Origin of the sequence: Nocardia rhizosphaerae (assembly GCF_042650365.1) — a bacterium.
In the GTDB taxonomy this organism is placed as follows: Bacteria; Actinomycetota; Actinomycetes; order Mycobacteriales; family Mycobacteriaceae; genus Nocardia; species Nocardia rhizosphaerae.
The window spans coordinates 274876-296793 of record NZ_JBHSBA010000003.1 but is presented as its reverse complement, the minus strand read 5'-3'; the positions used below and the strand labels follow the sequence as shown (position 1 = coordinate 296793).

General features: G+C 69.3%; 18 protein-coding genes and 1 pseudogene. 13 read left to right on the top strand and 6 right to left on the bottom strand.

The window, feature by feature from the left end; translation table 11 throughout:
* The first annotated feature begins 213 nt into the window (after window positions 1–213).
* Entirely contained in the window at window positions 214–1872 is a 1659-nt protein-coding gene (locus ACFOW8_RS02920) for a serine/threonine-protein kinase (protein WP_378545007.1), read from the top strand.
* Window positions 1873–2164: 292 nt separating this feature from the next.
* Here ACFOW8_RS02920 and ACFOW8_RS02915 read toward each other — a convergent pair whose 3' ends face one another.
* Window positions 2165–2776: a TetR/AcrR family transcriptional regulator gene (locus ACFOW8_RS02915; protein ID WP_378545004.1), complete on the bottom strand. Its 612-nt coding sequence runs from the start codon at window positions 2774–2776 to the stop codon at window positions 2165–2167.
* An 84-nt stretch (window positions 2777–2860) separates the two neighbouring features.
* On the opposite strand from ACFOW8_RS02915, the gene ACFOW8_RS02910 reads away from it, so the two are divergent.
* The 4 genes from ACFOW8_RS02910 (at window position 2861) to lon (ending at window position 7579) form a co-directional block, all read left to right on the top strand.
* Complete coding sequence (locus ACFOW8_RS02910; protein ID WP_378545001.1) at window positions 2861–3634, top strand: Rv1157c family protein; 774 nt, start codon at window positions 2861–2863, stop codon at window positions 3632–3634.
* Between the two features lie 29 nt (window positions 3635–3663).
* The gene (locus ACFOW8_RS02905) at window positions 3664–3834 is read left to right on the top strand and encodes a DUF2613 family protein (RefSeq protein WP_378544998.1); all 171 of its coding nucleotides are present in this window, start codon (window positions 3664–3666) and stop codon (window positions 3832–3834) included.
* Window positions 3831–4898: a DUF3068 domain-containing protein gene (locus tag ACFOW8_RS02900; protein ID WP_378544995.1), complete on the top strand. Its 1068-nt coding sequence runs from the start codon at window positions 3831–3833 to the stop codon at window positions 4896–4898. Before ACFOW8_RS02905 ends, ACFOW8_RS02900 begins: the two co-directional genes overlap by 4 nt.
* A 155-nt stretch (window positions 4899–5053) precedes the next feature.
* Window positions 5054–7579: an endopeptidase La gene (lon, locus tag ACFOW8_RS02895; protein ID WP_378544992.1), complete on the top strand. Its 2526-nt coding sequence runs from the start codon at window positions 5054–5056 to the stop codon at window positions 7577–7579.
* A gap of 321 nt (window positions 7580–7900) precedes the next feature.
* Here the strand turns inward: lon and ACFOW8_RS02890 are convergent.
* A pseudogene (locus ACFOW8_RS02890) lies at window positions 7901–8308 on the bottom strand (PaaI family thioesterase); the annotation flags it as partial.
* A 150-nt stretch (window positions 8309–8458) separates the two neighbouring features.
* On the opposite strand from ACFOW8_RS02890, the gene ACFOW8_RS02885 reads away from it, so the two are divergent.
* Window positions 8459–9541 (top strand): DNA polymerase IV, encoded by a 1083-nt coding sequence (locus ACFOW8_RS02885; protein ID WP_378544989.1) that lies wholly within the window; start codon window positions 8459–8461, stop codon window positions 9539–9541.
* A gap of 108 nt (window positions 9542–9649) precedes the next feature.
* Window positions 9650–10645 (top strand): oxidoreductase, encoded by a 996-nt coding sequence (locus ACFOW8_RS02880; RefSeq protein WP_378544986.1) that lies wholly within the window; start codon window positions 9650–9652, stop codon window positions 10643–10645.
* 7 nt (window positions 10646–10652) lie between these two features.
* Here ACFOW8_RS02880 and ACFOW8_RS02875 read toward each other — a convergent pair whose 3' ends face one another.
* On the bottom strand, window positions 10653–12533 hold the full coding sequence (locus tag ACFOW8_RS02875) for an ABC transporter ATP-binding protein (protein WP_378544983.1): 1881 nt from the start codon (window positions 12531–12533) through the stop codon (window positions 10653–10655).
* 120 nt (window positions 12534–12653) lie between these two features.
* On the opposite strand from ACFOW8_RS02875, the gene ACFOW8_RS02870 reads away from it, so the two are divergent.
* On the top strand, window positions 12654–15683 hold the full coding sequence (locus tag ACFOW8_RS02870; RefSeq protein WP_378544980.1) for an FAD-binding and (Fe-S)-binding domain-containing protein: 3030 nt from the start codon (window positions 12654–12656) through the stop codon (window positions 15681–15683).
* A gap of 576 nt (window positions 15684–16259) precedes the next feature.
* A complete protein-coding gene (locus ACFOW8_RS02865) occupies window positions 16260–17207 on the top strand; it encodes a DNA-3-methyladenine glycosylase family protein (protein WP_378544977.1) in 948 nt (315 codons plus the stop codon).
* A 3-nt stretch (window positions 17208–17210) separates the two neighbouring features.
* On the opposite strand, the gene ACFOW8_RS02860 is transcribed toward ACFOW8_RS02865, so the two are convergent.
* Entirely contained in the window at window positions 17211–17417 is a 207-nt protein-coding gene (locus tag ACFOW8_RS02860; protein ID WP_378544974.1) for a hypothetical protein, read from the bottom strand.
* 184 nt (window positions 17418–17601) lie between these two features.
* On the opposite strand from ACFOW8_RS02860, the gene ACFOW8_RS02855 reads away from it, so the two are divergent.
* The 4 genes from ACFOW8_RS02855 to ACFOW8_RS02840 are packed head-to-tail and all read left to right on the top strand — an operon-like array spanning window position 17602 to window position 19180.
* Complete coding sequence (locus ACFOW8_RS02855) at window positions 17602–18516, top strand: helix-turn-helix domain-containing protein (protein ID WP_378544971.1); 915 nt, start codon at window positions 17602–17604, stop codon at window positions 18514–18516.
* Window positions 18513–18731, top strand: a complete 219-nt coding sequence (locus ACFOW8_RS02850) for a DUF397 domain-containing protein (protein ID WP_378544968.1) — start codon at window positions 18513–18515, stop codon at window positions 18729–18731. The genes ACFOW8_RS02855 and ACFOW8_RS02850 overlap by 4 nt, the downstream gene beginning before the upstream one ends.
* A complete protein-coding gene (locus ACFOW8_RS02845) occupies window positions 18728–18943 on the top strand; it encodes a DUF397 domain-containing protein (protein ID WP_378544965.1) in 216 nt (71 codons plus the stop codon). Before ACFOW8_RS02850 ends, ACFOW8_RS02845 begins: the two co-directional genes overlap by 4 nt.
* 39 nt (window positions 18944–18982) lie before the next feature.
* A complete protein-coding gene (locus ACFOW8_RS02840) occupies window positions 18983–19180 on the top strand; it encodes a hypothetical protein (protein ID WP_378544962.1) in 198 nt (65 codons plus the stop codon).
* A 50-nt stretch (window positions 19181–19230) separates the two neighbouring features.
* Here the strand turns inward: ACFOW8_RS02840 and ACFOW8_RS02835 are convergent, their stop codons facing one another.
* Together ACFOW8_RS02835 and ACFOW8_RS02830 are read right to left on the bottom strand one after the other, a co-directional pair.
* On the bottom strand, window positions 19231–19977 hold the full coding sequence (locus tag ACFOW8_RS02835; RefSeq protein WP_378544959.1) for a succinate dehydrogenase/fumarate reductase iron-sulfur subunit: 747 nt from the start codon (window positions 19975–19977) through the stop codon (window positions 19231–19233).
* 2 nt (window positions 19978–19979) lie between these two features.
* Complete coding sequence (locus ACFOW8_RS02830; RefSeq protein ID WP_378544957.1) at window positions 19980–21914, bottom strand: fumarate reductase/succinate dehydrogenase flavoprotein subunit; 1935 nt, start codon at window positions 21912–21914, stop codon at window positions 19980–19982.
* Window positions 21915–21918: the final 4 nt, after the last annotated feature.

Sequence of the window (21918 nt, the reverse complement as noted above, 5' to 3'; positions counted from 1 at the left end):
ATATTGTGCCCGCCCGCGAGGGAGTCCGGTGATACGGCCGCCATATCCTCGCCGAACTCGGCCGTACTACCCGCGCCGAGATCAGCCGCGAGCTGAACGCGAGCCGGTGCCCGACCGTCGATCGGGGCTACAGTGACGCGGACAGGTGGTGCCCTCCGACCGGTGGGCAGAACCGGGCGGCCCGGCCCGGTCGTTGTGAAGGATTGACAGGTCATGCACCCGCTCGGCACCGACGACCCGCGGCGCATCGGAAGCTACCGGTTACTCGGAGTGCTCGGCTCAGGCGGCATGGGCAAGGTGTATCTGGGCCGCACCGCGGGTGGTCGCACTGTCGCGGTGAAGGTGATTCGGCCGGATCTACACGGCGATGCCGAGTTCCGCGCCAGGTTCCGGCGTGAGGTCGCCGCCGCGCGCCGGGTCGACGGCGCGTTCACCGCACCGGTACTCGACGCCGATGTCGACGCGGTACCACCATGGCTGGCTACCGGTTTCGTCGCCGGACTCCCGCTCTCGGACGCGGTCGCCCGGTTCGGGCCGCTCGATGAACGGGCGCTGCTCGCGTTGGGCCGCGGGCTGGCGGCCGCGCTCGCCGCGATCCACGGTGCCGGGGTGGTGCACCGTGACCTCAAGCCGTCGAATGTGTTGCTCGCGGTCGACGGACCGAAGGTGATCGATTTCGGGATCGCGAGGGCGGTCGGGGACACCGCGCTCACCACCACCGGAAAGGTCATCGGCTCACCGGGTTTCATGTGTCCGGAGCAGGTGCGGGGTACGCCGCTCGGGGCGGCTTGCGATGTGTTCGCCATCGGCGGCGTCCTCACCTTCGCGGCCACTGGGCACGGCCCGTTCGGCGCCGCGGAGCTCGCGCAGCTGTTGTGGCGGATCATCTACGAGCAGCCGCGCCTCGACGCGCTGCCCGCGCGAATCCGCCCGCTCGTCGCTTCCTGTCTCGTCAAGGACCCTGACGCCCGGCCCGCGCCGCTGGAGCTGCTCGTCGAGTTCGAACGGCTCGCCGATCCCGCGCACACTGAATGGTTGCCGCCCGCCCTCATCGCCGAGATCGGCACCCGCGCGGTGCGCCTGCTCGACCTCGACACCGGCCCCGACGAACATCCCGTCATACCGCAGCCGCGTACTGCGAACGACACGCATCCGCGGAACTACGCCGGTCCGTACCGCACCGACCGCGACCCCATGTCGCCCCGCGCAACCGATACCGAGGCGCCGTCGATGCCGATCAGCGACCACGCCGACCGGCTGCCCGCGCACCGCATCGACTCGACAGCACCGGCAATCACCCCGGCTGTGGGTGTCGCGCCCTCGTCGCCGCGCGGCAGTGCCCGGCACACCCGCTTGCTCCTGACCGCCGGGGTGGTGGTCACGGCGGTCGCGGTGGCGGTCGGTGCCTATCTGATCGGCACGCGGCTGGGTAGCGACGACAAGGACAACCCCATGGCCGCAAGGACCACGACTACCGCCGGGGTGGGCGCGACCGCTTCCACTCCGCGTGCCGACACCGCATCGGGCGCGGTCCCGGCGGCCTTCCTCGGCACCTGGACCGGTCGGGCCAGGGACGGGCTGGCGAGCTTCGACGTCGAGCTGACGATCGGCGCGGGCGAGGCCGGGCAGGAGGTGGCTGCCTCGGCGAATATCGGGGTGGTGTCCGGGGAGCGCTGCACACGGGCGGAGACGTTGACCGAGGTCGGTGCCGATCGTCTGGTCTTCCGCGCCAGGCTCACCGGCACGGGCACGGGGCTGTGCCTGGACGAGGGCGCGACGTCGACGGTGGTCCTCCGGCCCGACGGCGGGCTCGACTACAGCACGCCCGGCGTGCTCGGCGGCAGCATCGCCGGTGTGCTGCACCTGTCCTGAACGGGGGTAACCGACCGGTAACCACACTGGTGGTCGCTGTCCGAAACGGCGATCTGCCCACCCGCCCGGCCGGTTGGTGGTTCACTACGACGACGAGGCGTCTGGACTCCTGACCAGCCCATCACCCCAGGTGACGGCGACCGCATCGGTTCTGCCGTTGCGATCTGGGTCACTGCTATGCCAGACTCCTCCCCACTGTGAAGCCGTCCGGTCTCACAATGTCCGGAAAGGGAGTGGGTTGAGCAAGCGGCAAGTGCGGGAAGTTGCCACCCTCCCTTCGGGCGACCACGATTCAGCCCCGATCGACCAGCGCGAGCGCCGCGGCGGTCAGCAGATCGACGAGTTCGCCGACCGGCGGCCGCGAATCTCGCAGCAGCCATTCGTGCGCGACGCCGTTGACCGCGCCGGTGATCAGCCCGGTGGTGAGTTCGGCGTCCCCGCGCAGCCGCACGCCCTTGGCGGCCAGCGCGGCCTCGATCAGTGCCGACCAGGCGTGCCTGCGCGCGCGTCGATGGTCCTCCATCCGGTCGCTCACCCCGACCACCTCGATCAGCGCCACCTGCGCGCGATACGGGTCGGAGCCGAGCGACTCCAGGTACGCGCCCAGGCCTGCCCTCAGCGCGGACTCCGGGTCGGTGTAGTCGACGACCGCCGCCGCCACCGCCATCGCGGCGTCGTCCTGAATGCGGTCGTAGGCCGCGATGAGCACGTCCTCGCGGGTCTCGAACTCCTCGTAGAACTGCCGTTTGGACAGCCCCGCCGCCGCGCACACTTCGGCGAGCGAGCACGTGGCGTACCCGCGTTCGGCGAAGATTCGCGTCGCTGCTTCCAGGAACCGCTGGCGCCGTTCGGCTTTACGCGCGACGACTGTACGACCCCCATACCGCCTGTCCGCTGTAGTCACCTCTCCAATGTATCTGAAACCCCGGATCACACTAACCGTTCCGGGCTGCTCCACCCCATCCCCACAAAGAAGGACGGCTGACCAGTGCTGCGCACCCGAGGCTCGCGGACCGCATTGTCCGCTCTCGTTATAGCGGTGAGTTTCGCCGCGCCCGCAACGACCATGGCTGCACCGCAGACCGCGACCGCACCGAACGTCCCGGCGATCGCGGAGGACGTGCCCTCCGAGACCCTGGCCGCACTGGCTCCGTCGATCGTAGGCGCCATCGCCGCGCCCGCCCCCATCGCCGACAGCGCCCAGGCCGCGATCCTGGCCCAGGCGCGCGTGCTGCTCGCGACTCCAGGCATTCCGGCGCAGGTCAAGTCGACGCTGGAGCGGGTCATCACCTTCCTCGACGGCAGCGGCGGCGGTGGCCCCGAACTGCCGCCGTCGGACGGGCCGCGCATCGCGCAGTTCCTCTACCCGACCATCGGCAAGGGCTGCATCGGCCCGACCTCCGATTCCGTCGGCACCGCGCTGGCCGTACCCGGCCCCGCCGAGCTGCCGCCGCCGGGTCCCGCCGCGGGTCAGACCGGTTTCGTCTTCACCGCGCTCGGCACCAAAACGCCGACCGCGGAGCAGAATCCGCCGATGACCGTGCAGTGGGTCAACCTCGACAACCGGCGCTCCGGCAACCAGCCGCTCACCACCGAGGCCGCGATCAACCCCGACGGCCCGGCCACCCTGTCCGCGATCGCCGACACCGGCACCGGCCGCGTCGCCGCGGTGATCACCGGTGGTCTCACCACCGAGACCGCCGACGGTGACGTCCGCACCTGCACCTTCGCCCCGACCATCGGGTTCTTCACCGTCGGTTGATCCGACGCCACGTATTGGAGTTTCGAGCTATGAAGTTTGCCGTACCCGGCCTGATCAGCGGGCTGGCCGGCGCGATCATCGGGGTGATTGCCGTTCTCGGCATCACCGCGGGCGCGCAACAGAATTCGATCCCCGAACCCGAGACCCCGGCTGATCCCGGTTCGTCGGTGCTGGGCAACGTCACCTACGGCAGCCGATGAGCAACGTGCGCAGGACCATCGCCTGCATCCTCGTCGGCCTCGGCGCGCTGCTGCTCGCCGCCACTGTCATGATTCCCACCTACACCGTCGGCAAGGTCGCCAAGACCCCGCTCGACCTGCGGATCACCACCGTCGCCAAGAACGTGCCAGGCGAGGACAGCATGGTGCTGGACTCGAGGTCGCTGGTCTCGCCGGAGGGTTCGGCCAAGGTCGACACGAACGTGCCGGTCGTCTCGCAGCGCTTCCTCACCGTCGAGGAGCCTTCCGACGCCGACGAGATGACCGTCCAGGCCGGCCAGACGCTGCGCCGCGACGACCGCGACGGCGACACCGGCATCCTCACCGCCTCGATCGACCGGGTGACCATCGATCGCGTCACCGGCGAGCCGGTCGACGCCTCGCCCAACGGTTCGCTCGCGGTCACCGTCGACTCCTCGGGCGACTCGGTGGCCGACGCCTTCCAGCGTCAGGGTCTGCAGTACCGCTTCCCGATCGGGACCGAGAAGAAGTCGTACCCGTACTTCGACAGCAACGCCCGCGCCACCCGGCCCATCGATTTCGTCGAGGAGACCGAGATCAATGGTGTGCCGGTGTACCACTTCCGGCAGACCATCCCGGTGACGAACATGAACGACGTCGTCCCCGCCGCCACCAACAAGCTCACCCTCCCGGCCGCCAAGTGGGGCCTCGAGGGTGAGGAGCCGGTCACCATGACCCGCTTCTACACCAACACCCGCGACCTGTGGGTGGAGCCGAGGACCGGCGCTGTCCTCAAGGGCGGCGAGCAGATCCACCTGTTCTACGGCCGCAGCGCCGAGCAGGTCGACGTCACCGCGCTCAAGTCGCACCTGGTGTTCGACGAGGAGACCATCGCCGCGCAGATGGAGGTCACCCAGGAGAGCCTCGACAAGCTCGATCTCTTCGGCAAGACCGTCCCGATCATCCTGGGCATTCTCGCCGCCGTCCTGCTGATCGGCGGCGCCGTCCTCGGTGTCATGAGCAGCGGCGGTTCGTCCGCCCGCCGCACCTTCGACCCGCCGACCGAACGCCTCCGCAAGAGCTAGTCCCCAGCCACCTCGGCCTCCCCTGATCCGTCAGGGGAGGCCGAGCGCGTTTCCCGGCGATGTCACGTTCGCCGTCAGTGAACGGTCGGCGGGGCCGGAACAAACGACCACCCCGGTGGGTTGAGTCAGCAAAGCTCAACTTTGGAAGGGTCGATATGACTACAGCTCAGAACCTGCCGGTGCTGTTCCTCACCGATCCGATCGTGCTGCCGGGCATGGTCGTGCCCATCGAATTGGACGAGTCCGCGCAGGCCGCGATCGACGCCGCGCAGGCGGGTAAGACCGGCTCGGTGCTGGTCGCGCCGCGACTCGACGAGGGGTACGCCTCCTACGGTGTCGTCGCCACGATCGAGCAGGTCGGGCGGATGCGCGGTGGTGCGCCCGCCGCGGTGCTCAAGGCCGAGCGCAGGGCGCGGATCGGGCACGGCGTGACCGGGCCGGGCGCCGCCCTGTGGGTGGAGGCGGAGCCGGTCGAGGACGTGCCGCCCGACGCGCGCACCACCGAACTCGCCGCCGAGTACAAGAAGCTGGTCGTCGCGGTGCTGCAGCGGCGCGAGGCCTGGCAGATCATCGACATCGTCAACCAGCTCGACAAGCCGGAGGCGATCGCCGACACGGCCGGGTACGCGCCGTACCTGTCCAACGACCAGAAGCGCGAACTGCTCGAGACTCCCGATGTCGCCGCGCGGCTGACCAAGCAGATCGAGTGGATCACCGACCATATCGCCGAGGTCGAGGTCACCGAGAAGATCTCCGAGGACGTCCGCGAGGGCATGGAGAAGAGCCAGCGCGAATTCCTGCTGCGCCAGCAGCTCAACGCGATTCGCAAGGAACTCGGCGAGGACGAACCCGACGGTGCCGACGACTACCGCACCCGTGTCGAGAACGCCGACCTGCCCGAGCACGTGCGCGCCGAGGCGCTGCGCGAGGTCGGCAGGCTGGAACGCGCCAGCGATCAGAGCCCCGAGTCGGGCTGGATCCGCACCTGGCTCGACACCGTGCTCGACCTGCCGTGGACGGTGAAAACCGAGGACAGCACCGACGTATCGGCCGCGCGTGCCGTGCTCGACGCCGACCACCACGGCCTCGACGAGGTGAAGGACCGCATGGTCGAGTACCTGGCGGTGCGGGCGCGCAGGGCCGAACGAGGGCTCGAGGTGGTCGGCGGACGTGGCTCCGGCGCGGTGCTCGTGCTGGTCGGCCCGCCCGGTGTCGGCAAGACCTCGCTCGGCGAGTCGGTCGCGAAGGCACTCGGCCGCAAGTTCGTTCGCGTCGCGCTCGGCGGCGTACGCGACGAGGCCGAGATCCGTGGCCACCGGCGCACCTACGTCGGCGCGCTGCCGGGCCGGATCGTGCGCGCGGTGAAGGAGGCGGGCTCGATGAATCCCGTCGTCCTGCTCGACGAGATCGACAAGGTCGGCTCCGACTTCCGCGGTGATCCAGCGGCGGCCCTGCTCGAAGTGCTCGATCCCGCGCAGAACCACACCTTCCGCGATCACTACCTGGATCTTGACCTCGACCTGTCGAATGTCCTGTTCATCGCGACCGCCAACGTCATGGACACCATTCCCGGCCCGCTGCTGGACCGGATGGAACTCATCACCGTCGACGGCTACACCGAGGCCGACAAGGTCGCCATCGCGCGCGACTTCCTGGTGCCACGGCAGCTGGAACGCAACGCGCTGACCGACGAGGAGGTGACGATCACCGACGCCGCACTGCGCGAGGTCGCGGCGAACTACACCCGTGAGGCGGGCGTTCGCCAGATGGAGCGCCTGGTGGCGAAGGCCATGCGCAAGGCAGCGACCCGGTTCGTCACCGGGGACGACAGGCGGGCCACAGCGGCATCGCCGAACTCGGCCGCTTCTGCGGCGGCGAAATCGACCACGGCCGACACCGATAGTGCGGGCGCGGTGCCGGACTCGGGCAGTGCGCGCTCGGGGCTCGGGTACGACCCGGCACTCGGCTACGACAATGTCATCGACATCGAGTCCGGCCCACAGCCTGCCGACCGGGTGACGAGCCTCGTCGTCGACGTCGACAACCTCACCGACTACCTCGGCCGTCCCCGCTTCACCCCGGACTCGGTGGAACGCACCGCCGTTCCCGGTGTCGCCACCGGCCTCGCGGTGACCGGCGCGGGCGGCGATGTGCTCTACATCGAGGCCAATGCGGCCGAGGGTGAGCGTTCGCTTACGCTCACCGGCCAGCTGGGCGATGTGATGAAGGAGTCCGCACAGATCGCACTCACCTACGTGCGTTCGCACCTCGCGGAGATCGGCATCGAGCCGAGCGTCCTCGACCGCAACATCCACATCCACTTCCCGGCGGGCGCGGTGCCGAAGGACGGCCCGTCGGCGGGTGTCACGATGGTGACCGCGCTGGTGTCACTGGCCCTTGGCCGCCAGGTGCGCGGTGATGTCGGAATGACCGGTGAGGTCACGCTCAACGGCCGGGTGCTGCCGATCGGCGGTGTGAAACAGAAGCTACTCGCAGCCCAGCGTGCCGGATTGAAGACCGTGTTCATCCCGGCCCGCAACGAACCGGACCTCGACGAGGTCCCAGGCGAGGTGCTGGCCGCCCTGGACGTGCGGCCGGTCGCGGATGTGGCCGACATCCTGGCCTACGCCATCGAGCCGGTCGCCGAACCAGCCGCGGACGACTTCGCCGTCAGCGCCTGAGGCGAGCGATCCGAGCGGCCCGCGCCCACCGGCGTGGGCCGTTCGCGTGTCCGGTCGCCGGTGAGCTCTCGGTGCCTGGCTCGGGCCGCTCAACGGCGCCGTGGCCGTCGCAACGGCGCCGGCCCGCCGCCCGTGCGTTCAACCGTTGCGTGGTCCGGTCGCGACCGGCAGTTCGGTGGTATCCGGGTCGTCGGCGATCGGGTCCGGCGCGGTCTCGTCGGTGAGCTCGTCGGTATCGGTCTCGTCGGTGTCGGCCTCGTCGTCGAATTCGGCATCGGTGTCGTCGGCTGCCTTCTCGAGGTCCTTCTCCACTCGCCGGGTCGTGCCCTGGGCGACCGCGCACAGGACCGGCTCCTCGCCCTCGATCTCGGCGTAGACGTCGCAGTGGGTGACCGCCTGGCGGCGGGTGGCGCCGAGCACGGTGGCGTGGATCCGCAGCCGTTCGCCCTGGGCTGGGCGCAGGTAGGTGATGGTGAAGCCGCCGGTCAGGACGTTCGGTCCGAGGACGGTGCCCGCGGCGAAGGTGAGCGCGTTGTCGGCCGCGTAGGCCAGCACGCCACCGTGCACGAAGCCGAACTGCTGGCCGTGTTCGGGCTGGATCTCGATCACCAGCGTCGCCCCGCCCTCGCCGAACTCGGTGAGTTCGGTGCCGACGAGGCGCGCGAACGGCTGGGCGGCTAGCACCTGGCGGGCCAGGTCGAGGTCCAGGGTGGTGGCTTCGGTCGGCATCGGGCGTATCCGTTCTTCGAGCTCTGCAGTGACATCGGTTGGCGCGCTAGGGATATTGCCATCCGCCGGTTGCGGCCAATACCCCAGTGCCGCACCCTCACCGGCGCGGCGCCTGCTGATCGCCGCCGCCGATGGGGTCATACTGCACACATGCCCCAGTGGCTGCTGCATGTCGATCTCGACCAGTTCCAGGCGGCGGTGGAATTCCGGCGCCGCCCTGAACTGCGTGGACAGCCGGTCATCGTCGGGGGCGATGGTGACCCCGCGCAGCCGCGCAAGGTCGTTACCTGCGCGTCCTATCCGGCAAGGGCGTTCGGGGTGCGGGCAGGTATGCCGTTGCGGTCCGCGCTGCGCAAATGCCCGGATGGGGTCTTCCTGCCGGTGGACATGACCGCATACGAGACGGCCTCCGACGAGATCATGGCGACGCTGGGCCGAGTGGCCGGCGGCGTCGAGGTGTGGGGCATGGACGAGGCATTCGTCGCCACCGACGCCGACCCGTGGTCGCTGGCCACCACGATCCGGCAGGCGATCACCGAGCTCGGGCTGACCTGCTCGGTGGGCATCGGAGACAACAAGCTCACCGCGAAACTGGCCACCGGGTTCGCCAAGTCGACGGGCAAGACCTCCGCCGAACCCGAGCACGACCCCGGCGCGGCGGCCGGGATCTTCGAGCTGACCGCCGCCAACTGGACCGAGCTCATGGGCCACCGGCCCACCGACGCGCTGTGGGGTGTCGGCGCGCGGATCGCCAAGCGCCTCGCTGAACTCGATATCGTGACCGTCGCGGATCTGATGGCCGCCGATCGGCAGCGTCTCGCGGCCGAGTTCGGTCCGAACACCGGCCCGTACCTGCGGGTCCTCGGGCACGGCAAGGGCGATACCGAGCTGACGACCACCCCGCGCATCCCGGTGGGACGCAGCAAGTCCGAGACCTTCCCGCACGATCTGACCGACCCCGGCGAGATCCGCCGTGAGGTCGCCAGGCTAGCGACCGAGGTCGCCGAAGAGATGCGCGAGCACCAGCGGATCAGCACCAGGGTCTCGGTCACCGTCCGCACCAAAACCTTCTACACGCGCAGCAAACAGCGCAAACTCCCCACCCCCACCGACGACATCGCCACCATCGTCGACACCGCCATGACCATCATCGACCGCTTCGACCTGGATCGCCCCGTCCGTCTCCTCGGCGTCCGCCTCGACCTGCTCCCCCCGCCCGACCTGGACGCCTGATCACCAGGCCATGGCGCAAACGTTTCGCGAGAGGCCAACTGCCCCAAAGCCTGGTGATCACATGTCCAGTGCTCGGTTCCGGGCCATCCGGCTCGTATGCTCGCACCCATGGATTACTTCGCGATGGTGGCCCGGGAATCCGACGGCGGGATCACGCTCGCCCGCGAGCAGGTCGGGGAGGAATTCCTCGGCACGGGTGAGGTGACGATCAAGGTTCACTATTCGAGCGCGAACTACAAGGATCTGCTCGCGATCACGCCGCGTGGCGGCGTGGTGCGCAACTATCCGATCGTGCCCGGCATCGACCTGACCGGCGAGGTGATCGCCTCGGAATCCGACGATTTCGCCACGGGCGACCAGGTGGTGGCGCACGGCTACGAACTCGGTGTCTCCCGCAACGGCGGCTTCGCCGAATACGCCAGGGTCCCCGCGGAATGGGTGGTCCGCCTCGACGGTCTGAGCACCCGCGACGCCGCCGCCATCGGCACGGCGGGCTTCACCGCCGCGATGAGCGTGCAGGCGCTGCTCGACAACGGGCTCACCCCCGACGACGGCGCCGTCCTCGTCACCGGCGCCACCGGCGGCGTCGGCACCGTCGCCGTCGACATCCTCTCCGGCCTGGGCTTCGAGGTGATCGCCTCCACCGGCAAGACCGACGCGGGCGACCTGCTCGCCGAGATCGGCGCCAACGAGGTCATCGGACGCCTCCCACTCGACCCCGACGCCAAACCGCGCCCGCTCGACAAAGCCACCTGGGCATCGGCCGTCGACAGCGTAGGCGGCGCCTCCCTCGCCCACGTCCTCAGCCGCATCGGCTACGGCGGCGCGGTCGCCGCGAGCGGCCTCACCGGCGGCGCCGACCTGCCGACCACCGTGCTCCCCTTCATCCTGCGCGGCGTCCGCCTGCTCGGCATCGACTCGGTCTTCCTCCCGATCGCCGAGCGCCGCGCACTCTGGACCGCCCTCGGCAAAGACCTACGCCCCCAACACCTCTCGACCATCGAATCCCTCACCCCCATCACCGAGGTGAACGCCGTCCTCCAGTCGATCAAGAACGGCACCCACTCCGGCCGCACCGTCATCAGCGTCGCAGGCGAGTTCTGAGCCGCCGCTAGGCCGCGCTCGGCACCGGTTCGTCGGCGAACTGGGTGCGGTACAGCTCGGCGTAGCGTCCGTCCGCGCCGAGCAGGTCGGCGTGGGTACCGCGTTCCACGATCCGGCCCTGCTCGAGCACCACGATCTGATCGGCGGCGCGAATCGTGGACAGGCGGTGGGCGATCACCAGGGCGGTGCGGCCGTGCAGCGCCTCGGTGAGTGCCTCCTGGACGGCGGCCTCCGACGTGGAATCCAGCGAGGCGGTGGCCTCGTCGAGGATCACCACGCGCGGCTGCTTGAGCAGCAATCTGGCGATGGTCAGACGCTGGCGTTCCCCGCCCGAAAGCCGGTAGCCGCGTTCGCCGACCACGGTGTCGAGGCCGTCGGCGAGCGAGGACACCAGCTCGCCGAGGCGGGCGCGTTGCAGCGCGTCCCAGAGCTCGTCCTCGGTCGCCTCGGGGCGGGCGAGCAGCAGGTTCGCCCGGATCGTGTCGTGGAACAGGTGCCCGTCCTGGGTGACGAGGCCGACGGTGCGCTGGATCGACTCGGTGGTCAGCTCGCGCACGTCGGCGCCGTTGAGCCGGATCGCGCCCGAGTCCACGTCGTACAGCCGGGAAACCAGCTGGGCGATGGTCGATTTGCCCGCACCGGACGAGCCGACCAGCGCCACCAGCTGCCCCGGCTCGGCGCGCAGCGAAACCTCGTGCAGCACCTCGACGCCGCCGCGGGTGTCCAGGGTGGCGACATCTTCCAGCGAGGCCAGCGACACCTTGTCGGCCGACGGGTAGCCGAAGTTCACCGCGTCGAGCTCCACCGCCACCGGGCCGTCGGGCACGTGCACCGCACCGGGCGCGTCTTCGATCAGCGGCTTCAGGTCGAGCACCTCGAACACCCGCTCGAAGCTCACCAGCGCGGCCATGATCTCCAGCCGCGCGCTGGCCAGCGCGGTGAGCGGGGTGTACAGCCTGGTCAGCAGCAGCGAAAGGGCGACCACCGAGCCTGCGTCGAGGCTGCCGCGCAGCGCGTACCAGCCGCCGAGGCCGTACACCAGCGCCAGCGCCAGCGCCGAGACCAGGGTGAGCGAGGTGACGAACGTGGTCTGCAGCATGGCGGTGCGTACGCCGATATCGCGCACCCGGGTGGCCCGCACCGCGAACTCGGCCGATTCCTGGCGCGGCCTGCCGAACAGCTTCACCAGGGTGGCGCCCGGCGCGGAGAAGCGCTCGGTCATCTGGGTGCTCATATCGGCGTTGAGCTGGGCGGCCTCGCGCTGCATGGCGGCCAGCCGGTTGCCCGCGCGCCGGGCCGGGATCACGAAAACCGGCAGCAGCACCAGCGCGAGCAGGGTGATCTGCCAGGAGATGCTGAGCATCACGACCAGGGTGAGCACGAGGGTGACCAGATTGGTGACCACACCGGAGAGGGTGTCGCTGAACGCGCGCTGCGCGCCGATGACATCGCTGTTGAGCCTGCTCACCAGGGCGCCGGTTCTGGTGCGGGTGAAGAAGGCGACCGGCATCTTCTGCACGTGATCGAACACGGCGGTGCGCAGATCGAGGATCAGGCCCTCACCGATCCTGGCCGACAGCCAGCGGATCACCAGGCCGAGCGCCGCGTCGAGCACCGCGAGCCCGGCGATGGCCAGCGCGAGCAGCACGACGACGCGCGGCGCCGAGCCGCCGACGATGTCGTTGACGACCCGGCCCGCGAGCACCGGTGTCGCCACGCCGAGGACCGCGGCCACCACACTGAGCAGCAGGAACCCCGCGATCCGGCGCCGATGCGGCGCGGCGAAACGCAGGATCCGTCGCGCCGTGGCCGCGCTGAACGGCCGCTGCTCCTCCGGCGCGGTCATCCGCCGGTACATCTGGCTGTAGGCCACCGATTCGATACTCACTGGCTGACTCCTCTTCGCTCCCCGCCCATCGAACTCCTGGCCACCGACACTAGAACCTCAACAAAGGTTGAGAGCAAATCCTTTCCGGTGCGACGGGCGAACGGTGCCTACGCTGGACAGGTGGACGACAACCGGAGTGCAGAACTGCTGGCCACCGCCCTGCGTGGCCGGGTCGCCTGCACCGTCGACGCCTCGGTCCGGCGGCGCGCCGAGTACTCCGCCGACGCCTCCAACTACCGGGTTCGCCCCACCGTGGTGGTCTTCCCGCGCGACGACGCCGACGTCGCCGCGACGGTGAGCTTCGCCCGCGAACGCGGCCTGCCGGTGACCGCGCGCGGCGGCGGCACCTCCGTGGCGGGCAATGCGGTCGGCTCCGGCATCGTGCTCGATTTCAGCAGGCATATGCGGGTGGTGCGCGCGGTCGATCCCGAGGCCCGCACCGCGGTGGTACAGCCCGGTGTGGTGCTCGCCGACCTGCAACGACAGCTGCGGGCATCGGGCCTGCGATTCGGGCCCGACCCTTCCACCCAGGATCGGTGCACGCTGGGCGGGATGATCGGCAACAACGCCTGCGGACCGCACGCGCTGGCCTGGGGACGCACCTCCGACACGGTGCGCAAACTGCGCGTCGTCGACGGGACCGGTGTGGAACGGGTGCTCGCCACCGACCTCACCGCTGTGCCCGGACTGGCCGAGTTCACCACCGCCCAGCTCGCCGTCATGCGCACCGAACTGGGCAGATTCGATCGGCAGGCGTCCGGCTACGGGCTGGAACATCTCCTGCCGGAACGGGGTTCGGCGCTCGCGAAGGCCTTCGTCGGCTCGGAGGGTACCTGCGGGCTGCTGCTGGAGGCCGAGGTAGCGCTCACCCCGCTGCCCGGCGCGACCGTGCTCACCGTGCTCGGATACCCCGATATCGCCACCGCGGCAGACGACATCGCCGCCGTCATTCGTTGCGCGCCGATCGCCGTCGAGGGTATAGATGCCGGACTGGTCGACCGGGTTCGCGCGCACCGCGGCACGGTGCCGGAACTGCCGCGCGGTCGCGGCTGGCTGTTCGTCGAAACGGCGGGTGACACCGCCGCGGAGGCGCTGGCTCGCGCCGAGCGCCTGTGCCGGGAGGCCGGCGCGGTCGATCATCGGATCGTCACCGATCCCGGTGCCACCTCGGCACTTTGGCGCATCCGTGCCGACGGCGCCGGGCTGGCCGGGCGGACGCCGTCGGGCGAACCGGCCTGGCCCGGCTGGGAGGACGCCGCCGTTCCACCCGCGCGACTCGGCGCGTACCTGCGTGAATTCGCCACGCTCACCGGCGAATACGGAGTCAGCGGGTTGCTCTACGGCCATATCGGCGACGGTTGTATTCACGTCCGCCTCGACCTGCCGATCATCGACGCGCCACAGCGGTTTCGCTCGTTCCTCTTCGATGCCGCCGAACTCGTTGTGCGCCATGGTGGCTCGCTGTCGGGCGAACACGGCGACGGGCGGGCCAGGTCCGAACTGCTCGAGGTGATGTACTCCCCCGCCGCCCGCGCCGCCTTCGCCGGGTTCAAGGCCCTTTTCGATCCCGATCACCTCCTCAACCCCGGAGTCCTGGTCGCGCCGAGTCCGGTCGACGCCGACCTGCGGGTGGCCGGGTTGCCGCGTATGCCGACGGTGGGTGGTTTCGCGCTGGCCGAGGATGCGGGCGATCTGTCCACAGCTGTGCACAGATGTGTGGGAATCGGCAAGTGCCGCGCCGATACTCGCGGCTCCGGCGGCTTCATGTGTCCGTCGTACCTGGCGACCGCCGATGAGAAGGACACCACCCGAGGTCGCGCTCGCGTCCTGCAGGAAGTCGTGCGCGGCGAACTGGATTGGCGCGCACCGGCTGTCGAGGACTCTCTCGATCTGTGCCTGTCCTGCAAGGCCTGTGCCTCCGACTGCCCGGCCGGCGTCGACATGGCGACCTACAAGTCCGAGGCGCTGCACCGCCGCTACCAGGGTCGACCACGCCCACTCGACCACTACGTCCTCGGCAGGCTCCCGAGTTGGCTGGCTGTGGCCCAACGGTTTCCGCGCCTGGCCAACGCTCTCGCCGCACGGCCGTCGCTCCGGCGCCCCGCCATGCGCGCCGTCGGCATCGACCCAGGCCGCGAAGCACCGCGGTTGGCGCCGACCCCGTTCGGCCGCGTCTGGGCCGACCTCGGCGGCAACGACCGCACGGTCCCCGCCGCGACCGCCCTGCGCACCTCCCCGCACCGCCACCTGCTACCGAAGCTCTGGCCACCACCGGAACAAGCCGCCAACGCGACATCCGGCCCACCCGCCCCACCTACGGACACGTCGGCGGGATGGCCCACCGCAACGCCCTCCCCCGCTCCGGCGCCGGCTACCGATTCGCCGTCGGCGATTTCGGGGTCGCCGGTTGACGCGCGTCGCTCTCGTGGGGGACCACCGGCGGATGCGCGATCCCGCGAGGTGCTGCTGTGGGTCGACTCCTTCACCGACACCTTCGACCCGGCGAACGCGCTCGCGGCGGTGCTGCTGATCGAACAGCTCGGATATCGCGTGCGGATTCCGCAGCGGCGGGTGTGCTGCGGGTTGACCTGGATCACCACCGGTCAGCTCGATGGTGCGCGCAAGCGGCTGCGTGCCACGCTCGACGCGGTGGCCGAGCATGCGGCGGCGGGCGCAGCGATCATCGGTCTCGAACCGTCGTGCACGGCGGCGCTGCGGGCCGACCTGCCCGAGCTGCTGCCCGACGACCCGCGCGCCGCCGAGGTCGCCGGTGCGGTGCGTACGCTCGCCGAGTTCCTGGTCGACCAGCGATGGCGACCGCCGCGCCGCGACGGTGCGTCCGTGGTGGTGCAGCCGCACTGTCATCAGCACGCCGTCGGCGGCTTCGCGGCGGAGCGTGCGCTGCTGGCGGAGATGGGCGTCACCGTCCAGGAGTTGGCCGGGTGCTGCGGGCTCGCCGGGAACTGGGGCATGCAGCGCGGCCACTACGAAGTCTCGGTCGCGGTCGCCGAGAACGCTCTGCTCCCCGCCCTGCGCACGGCATCGGAAGGCACCACCTTCCTCGCCGACGGCTTCTCCTGCCGCACACAGGCCAACCAGTTGGCCGCCGTCGATGGCATTCCGCTGGCCACCTATCTCCTCGGCGGCTGACCCCAGCCACGCACCCGAATCGGCAAGACGCCACTCCGCGCGGCCAAGCCAGGGCCGGCACTGCCCCTCATTCCGCAGTGCCGCCCCGGCGAGCCGCGCCCCGGCGACTTCCCGCCACGTGCCTGCCCGGTCAACCCTGGCTTGCCGAGCTCTATCGGATGCCGACGTCACCGCGTCGTGCGCCGACACCCGCGCCCGCGCATCGCTCCGCGAGCGTCTCCCTCGGCGACTTCACGCCACGGGTCTGCCCGGTGAATCCCGGCTTGCCCAGCTCCATCGGATGCCGGTGCCGCAGAGCTGTGCGCTGACCGAGCACCCATCCCAAGGCAGAGTCCCGGCGCGGGCGGGCCGGTCAGCTCCCGTGCGGGAGCGTGCCAGGCGCGATCTGGTAGCCGGAGCTGCCCGCGGATCCACTGCCCCACGCCGCCAGCAGCCAGTTGAGCGCGTCGGTGATCATCGGTTACCTCCTGCGTCGAGCCGGATGCCGGCGGTTTGCCGACATCCGCGATATCGCCGCGGAGGTGGCGAATATTACGAATCGGCATCGAGGTGGCGGTGGTGGCGCACAATGGGCGGGTGCGCGCACCGACCCCGGCTCCCGTCCTGGCCTCAGCCGGGCTGTCCAGGACCGTCCGGTCGAGCCGGCCGTTCGATGTCGCGCTGACCATCATCCCGTTGCGGCGCGGTGGCGGCGATCCGTGCCACCACATCGATCGCGACGGTGCGCACTGGCACGGCTCCAGGATGCCGAGCGGCGTGGTCACCTATCGGTTGGTGCAGGATGGCCGGGACGGGGCACGCGCCACCGCGTGGGGGCCGGGCGCCGCGGAATTCCTCGACGGGCTCGACCGGATGCTCTGTCTGGAGGAAGACCTCGGCGACTTCGTCCCCGAGCATCCGAAGCTGGTCGAAGCCCATCGTATGGTGCCCGGCCTGCGGATGCTGCGCACCGGACTGGTCTTCGAGTCGCTTGTGCCCGCCATCCTCGAGCAGAAGGTGCACACGAAGTCGTCCTTCGCGGCCTACCGGACGCTGGTCCGCGAATTCGGGACCAAGGCGCCCGGCCCGGCACCCGTCGGCCTGATGGTGGCCCCGGACGCCGAGACCTGGCGGCGCGTCCCGTCCTGGAAGTTCCACCGGGCCAATGTCGGACCGCAACGCGCGCAGACGATCGTGCGCGCCGCTAAGGTGGCCGACGCCATCGAGCGCACCGCGAGCGCCACGCCGGAGGAGGCGGCGCGCCGGTTGCGCAGCCTGCCCGGCATCGGTGTCTGGACGGTTGCCGAGACCGCCCAGCGGGCATTCGGCGACGCGGACGCGCTCTCGGTCGGCGACTACCACCTGGCCGCGACCGTCGGCTGGAGCCTGCTCGGCCATCCGATCGACGACGACGCGATGGTCGACTACCTGGAACCGCTACGCCCGCACCGCTACCGGGCCGTGCGGCTGCTCGCGCTCAGCGGCCAGGCGCACAAACCGAAGTTCGGCCCGCGTACCCCGATCACCGACCACCGCCATCACTGAGTACTACCGGATCGCCCGCTGCTCGAGCACACAGTGCCCGGCATCGACGAGGGTGTTGCGCGCCCGTCTGCGCACCCGGCACTCGTCGACCGTGCAGTCGAGGTGCAATTGCATTGCGGCGTGGGCTTGTTCGGCGTCCATCGGGCCGGGGTCGGTGCCGCAACCCAGTAGTGCAGCGGCAATATGCATGTTCACATCGCTCAATTGCATGGTTCAAGGACAGCACGCAACTGCCCGGCTAACAGCGAGTACGCGCCGATCGCCGAGGTTTAGCCGTGAATTCCCAGCACGGGATCCGCTGGGGGGTGCAGGATTCCCCATAGTGGACGAAATCGGCGGCCGGACCGGGGCAGCAACGGGGTCAGGCGGTCGTGAGCACAGGAGGAGTGGGGCTGTGGCGGCGAACGCATCGATCGGAACCGGCGGGCAGACGGGGGGCTCCTCGACCCTGCCGCGGCGGCAATTGGGTCGGTATCTGCGCGATTGGCGGACCCAAGCGGGCCTGACCATCGCCGAGGCGGCCAAGTTGATGGAGTGGGGCGCCAGTACCCTGCAGCGGCTGGAGAAGGGCCAGGCCGACCGGATCCGCACCATCGATATTCACGAACTGTGCCGGATCTACGGCATTCCCGACGAGCTCGCCGGTGCGCTCACCGGGCTCGCCCAGCAGGCGGCGGTGAAGAGCTGGTGGCACGCCTACGGCGACCTGATTCCCGAAAACTTCGATGTCTATGTGGGTTTGGAGGCTTCGGCCCAGCATCTGCGGGCCTATCAGTCCGAATTGGTCCTCGGCCTGTTGCAGACCGCCGAATACGCCCGCGCGCTCAATCAGCTGGGCTATCCACAGGATTCGGCAGACGAGATCGACCGGCGGGTGGCGCTACGGCTGCAACGGCAGGCGCTGATCACCCGCAAGCAATTCCCGGCCGAGATCGATGTGGTTCTGCACGAATCGGTATTGCATCGGCTCGTCGGTAATGCGAAGGTGATGGCTGCGCAGTTGCGACACCTTGCCGACACGAGTACCCGAAGCAATGTGACACTGCGTATCCTGCCGTTTGCCGCCGGTGTTCCACTCGGAGTCTCCACCGGACCTTTCACGGTTCTCGAGTTCGGCACCGACAGCAAGGGGCAACCGGTCGAACCACCGGTGGTGTACGCCGAAGGCTTCACCGGCGATCTCTACCTGGAACGACGCGCGGATGTCAGAAGGTACGACCGGGCTCATGAGTGCCTCCAGCGTCATGCGCTGGATATTCAACCGAGTAGGAACCTGCTGCGGCAGGTCGCGAAGGAGTATGTGGCATGAGTTTCGATCTCGTCGACGCACACTGGTTCAAGAGCACCCGCAGCGGTGCGGGCAAGGACTGCGTCGAAGTCGCGTTCCTCTACGGCGGACGAGTGGGAGTACGCGACAGCAAGAACCCGGCCGGTCCGGCGCTGGTCTTCGACGGCCCGAGCTGGGATGCCTTCACCGCAGGCATCGACAGCGGCGCGTTCGCCTGCGCGCTCGGCGCCCGATGAACAGCAAGCGGGCGATCGACACCTCCGGCGCCACCTGGCTGCGGGCAGGCACCGCGGGGGAGGGCAGCAGCGTCGAGGTGGCCATGCTGGCAGACGGATATGTGGCCCTGCGCGACGGCAAGAACCCCGGCGGCCCGGTGCTGATATTCACCCCGAGCGAATGGTCGGCGTTCACCGCGGGCGTGCACGACGGCGAGTTCGATCGCCCTTGATCACGTTTGGATCAAGATGGCGTCGGGTATCCCCGGTACATGGACCGAGGGTTGAAGAAGATGCCACCCCGGTACCGGAGGCTGGCGCCTGAGGACGCGGTGGAACGCCTGATCGTGATACTGCTTTTCGCGGTGTCGGCGGTCGGTATCTACGTGCTCACCGGCTCGTTTCTCGCGGCGCTGTTCATCGGATTACTGGTCGGATTAGTCGCGGTGGGGACGGTAGCCGTGCTGTAGACGGCGTGCGCTGCGGGGTTTCGCCTAGCGAGGCCCCGCAGCGTCGTCGCCTACCGCCGGAAAAGTTTGTTTCCCAGCCAGACAATCGGATCGTATTTGCGATCGACCACCCGTTCCTTCAGCGGAATGAGCGCGTTGTCGGTGATCTTGATGTGCTCCGGGCACACCTCCGTGCAGCATTTGGTGATGTTGCAGTAGCTGAGTCCGGCGTCTTCCTGAGCCATTTCACGGCGGTCGGCGGTGTCGAGCGGATGCATCTCGAGTTCGGCGATCCGCATCAGGTAGCGCGGGCCTGCGAACGCCTCCTTGTTGTCCTCGTGGTCACGGACAACGTGACAGGTGTTCTGGCACAGGAAACACTCGATGCACTTGCGAAACTCCTGCGAGCGCTCCACATCCACCTGCTTCATCCGGTACTCGCCGGGAGCGAGACCGGCAGGCGGCGTGAACGAGGGTATCTCCCTGGCCTTTTCGTAGTTGAACGAGACGTCGGTGACCAGGTCCTTGATGATCGGGAAGGTGCGCATCGGCGTCACCGTGATCACCTCGTCGGGGGTGAAGGTCGACATCCGCGTCATGCACAGCAAACGCGGCCTGCCGTTCACCTCCGCCGAGCACGAACCGCACTTGCCCGCCTTGCAATTCCAGCGCACCGCGAGATCGGGCGCCTGGGTGGCCTGGAGCCGGTGGATGATGTCGAGGACCACCTCGCCCTCGTTCACCAGCACCGTGAAGTCCTCGAGTCCACCGCCGTCGATGTCGCCGCGCCAGACCCGGAACCGGGCGTCGTATCCCATCGCTACGCCTTTCCCTCGGTCGAGCCCGCCGCGGGATGCTCGGCCAATTCTTGTTCGGTGTAGTACTTCTCGAGTTCGCCGAGTTCGAACAGGGCGAGCAGGTCGGTCCGCATCGGCGTCTGATCGGCCGGGGTGACGGTGACGGCCGGGATCGGCCGGTTGGCCGTGGCCGGGTCGATGGCGCAGACCAGCAGCTTGTTGCGCCAGTCCGGGTCCATGCCGGGATGGTCGTCGCGAGTGTGTCCGCCCCTGCTCTCGGTGCGTAGCAGCGCCGCCTCGGCGACACATTCGCTCACAAGCAGCATGTTGGCCAGGTCGAGCGCCAGGTGCCAGCCGGGATTGAACTGCCGCGCTCCGTCCACGGTGACGTCGGCGTATCTGGCGCGCAGCTGCGCCAGCTTCTCGATCGCCTCGCGTACCTCGTGTTCCTTGCGGATGATGCCGACCAGGTCGTTCATCGTCTGCTGCAACTCGCTGTGCAGGGTGTAGGGGTTCTCGCCGGTACCCGACGTGGGCGGATCGAACGGCGCGAGAGCCGTTTTCGCCGCTGCCTCGACATCGGCCTCGGCCGGCACCGGTCGCCCGGTGAGCTGCGCTACGTAGGCCGACGCGCCGAGGCCGGCTCGCCTGCCGAACACCAGCAGGTCCGACAGCGAGTTGCCGCCGAGCCGGTTCGAGCCGTGCATGCCGCCGGAACACTCACCGGCGGCGAACAATCCGGGCACGACGGCCGCGCCGGTATCCGGATCGACCTCGATACCGCCCATGACGTAATGGCAGGTCGGGCCGACCTCCATCGGCTCGGTGGTGATGTCGACATCGGCCAGTTCCTTGAACTGGTGGTGCATCGACGGCAGCCTGCGCACGATCTCCTCGGCGGGCATCCTGGACGCGATATCCAGATACACACCGCCGTGTTCGGTGCCGCGCCCCGCCTTCACCTCCTCGTTGATCGCGCGTGCGACCTCGTCGCGGGGGAGCAGGTCCGGCGTGCGGCGCGCGGAATCGTTGTCGCGCAACCACTGATCGGCCTCGGCCTCGGTTTCGGCGTACTGGCCTTTGAACACCGGCGGGATGTAGTCGAACATGAACCGCTTGCCGTCGGAATTCTTCAGCACGCCGCCGTCACCGCGCACACCCTCGGTGACGAGGATGCCCTTCACGCTCGGCGGCCAGACCATGCCGGTCGGATGAAACTGCAGGAACTCCATGTTGATCAGCGTGGCGCCCGCGCGCAGGGCGAGCGCGTGGCCGTCGCCGGTGTACTCCCAGGAGTTGGAGGTCACCTTGTAGGACTTGCCGATGCCGCCGGTGGCGAGCACGATCGCCGGTGCGGTGAACAGCACCAGCTCGCCCGATTCCCGCCAGTACCCGAAAGCACCCGCGATCCGGCCGTTCTCGGTGATCAGCTCGGTGATGGTGCACTCGGCGAAGACCTTGATCCTGGCCTCGTAGTCGCCGGTGGCCGCGTAGTCCTCCTGCTGCAGCGAGACGATCTTCTGCTGCATGGTGCGGATGAGTTCGAGCCCGGTGCGGTCGCCGACGTGGGCGAGGCGGGGGTAGGTGTGCCCGCCGAAGTTGCGCTGGCTGATCCGGCCGTCCGGGGTGCGATCGAACAGCGCGCCATAGGTTTCCAGCTCCCATACCCGGTCGGGGGCCTCCCGCGCGTGCAGTTCGGCCATCCGCCAGTTGTTGAGGAACTTGCCGCCGCGCATGGTGTCCTTGAAATGGGTTTGCCAGGTGTCTTTCTCGTTGGCATTGCCCATCGAGGCCGCGCAGCCGCCCTCGGCCATCACGGTGTGCGCCTTGCCGAACAAGGACTTACACACCACCGCGACCGAAAGCCCCTGCTCACGCGCCTCGATCACCGCGCGCAGGCCGGCGCCGCCCGCACCGATCACCACGACGTCGTAGTCGTGCCGTTCCACTTCTGGCATGGGA

Excerpts from the sequence above, each read along its gene's own strand:
- ACFOW8_RS02920 (WP_378545007.1), top strand. The coding sequence starts at position 214 with ATGCACCCGCTCGGCACCGACGACCCGCGGCGCATCGGAAGCTACCGG.
- ACFOW8_RS02905 (WP_378544998.1), top strand. The coding sequence starts at position 3,664 with ATGAAGTTTGCCGTACCCGGCCTGATCAGCGGGCTGGCCGGCGCGATC.
- ACFOW8_RS02900 (WP_378544995.1), top strand. The coding sequence starts at position 3,831 with ATGAGCAACGTGCGCAGGACCATCGCCTGCATCCTCGTCGGCCTCGGC.
- lon (WP_378544992.1), top strand. The coding sequence starts at position 5,054 with ATGACTACAGCTCAGAACCTGCCGGTGCTGTTCCTCACCGATCCGATC.
- ACFOW8_RS02885 (WP_378544989.1), top strand. The coding sequence starts at position 8,459 with ATGCCCCAGTGGCTGCTGCATGTCGATCTCGACCAGTTCCAGGCGGCG.
- ACFOW8_RS02880 (WP_378544986.1), top strand. The coding sequence starts at position 9,650 with ATGGATTACTTCGCGATGGTGGCCCGGGAATCCGACGGCGGGATCACG.
- ACFOW8_RS02860 (WP_378544974.1), bottom strand. The coding sequence starts at position 17,417 with ATGCAATTGAGCGATGTGAACATGCATATTGCCGCTGCACTACTGGGT.
- ACFOW8_RS02850 (WP_378544968.1), top strand. The coding sequence starts at position 18,513 with ATGAGTTTCGATCTCGTCGACGCACACTGGTTCAAGAGCACCCGCAGC.
- ACFOW8_RS02845 (WP_378544965.1), top strand. The coding sequence starts at position 18,728 with ATGAACAGCAAGCGGGCGATCGACACCTCCGGCGCCACCTGGCTGCGG.
- ACFOW8_RS02840 (WP_378544962.1), top strand. The coding sequence starts at position 18,983 with ATGGACCGAGGGTTGAAGAAGATGCCACCCCGGTACCGGAGGCTGGCG.
- ACFOW8_RS02835 (WP_378544959.1), bottom strand. The coding sequence starts at position 19,977 with ATGGGATACGACGCCCGGTTCCGGGTCTGGCGCGGCGACATCGACGGC.
- ACFOW8_RS02830 (WP_378544957.1), bottom strand. The coding sequence starts at position 21,914 with ATGCCAGAAGTGGAACGGCACGACTACGACGTCGTGGTGATCGGTGCG.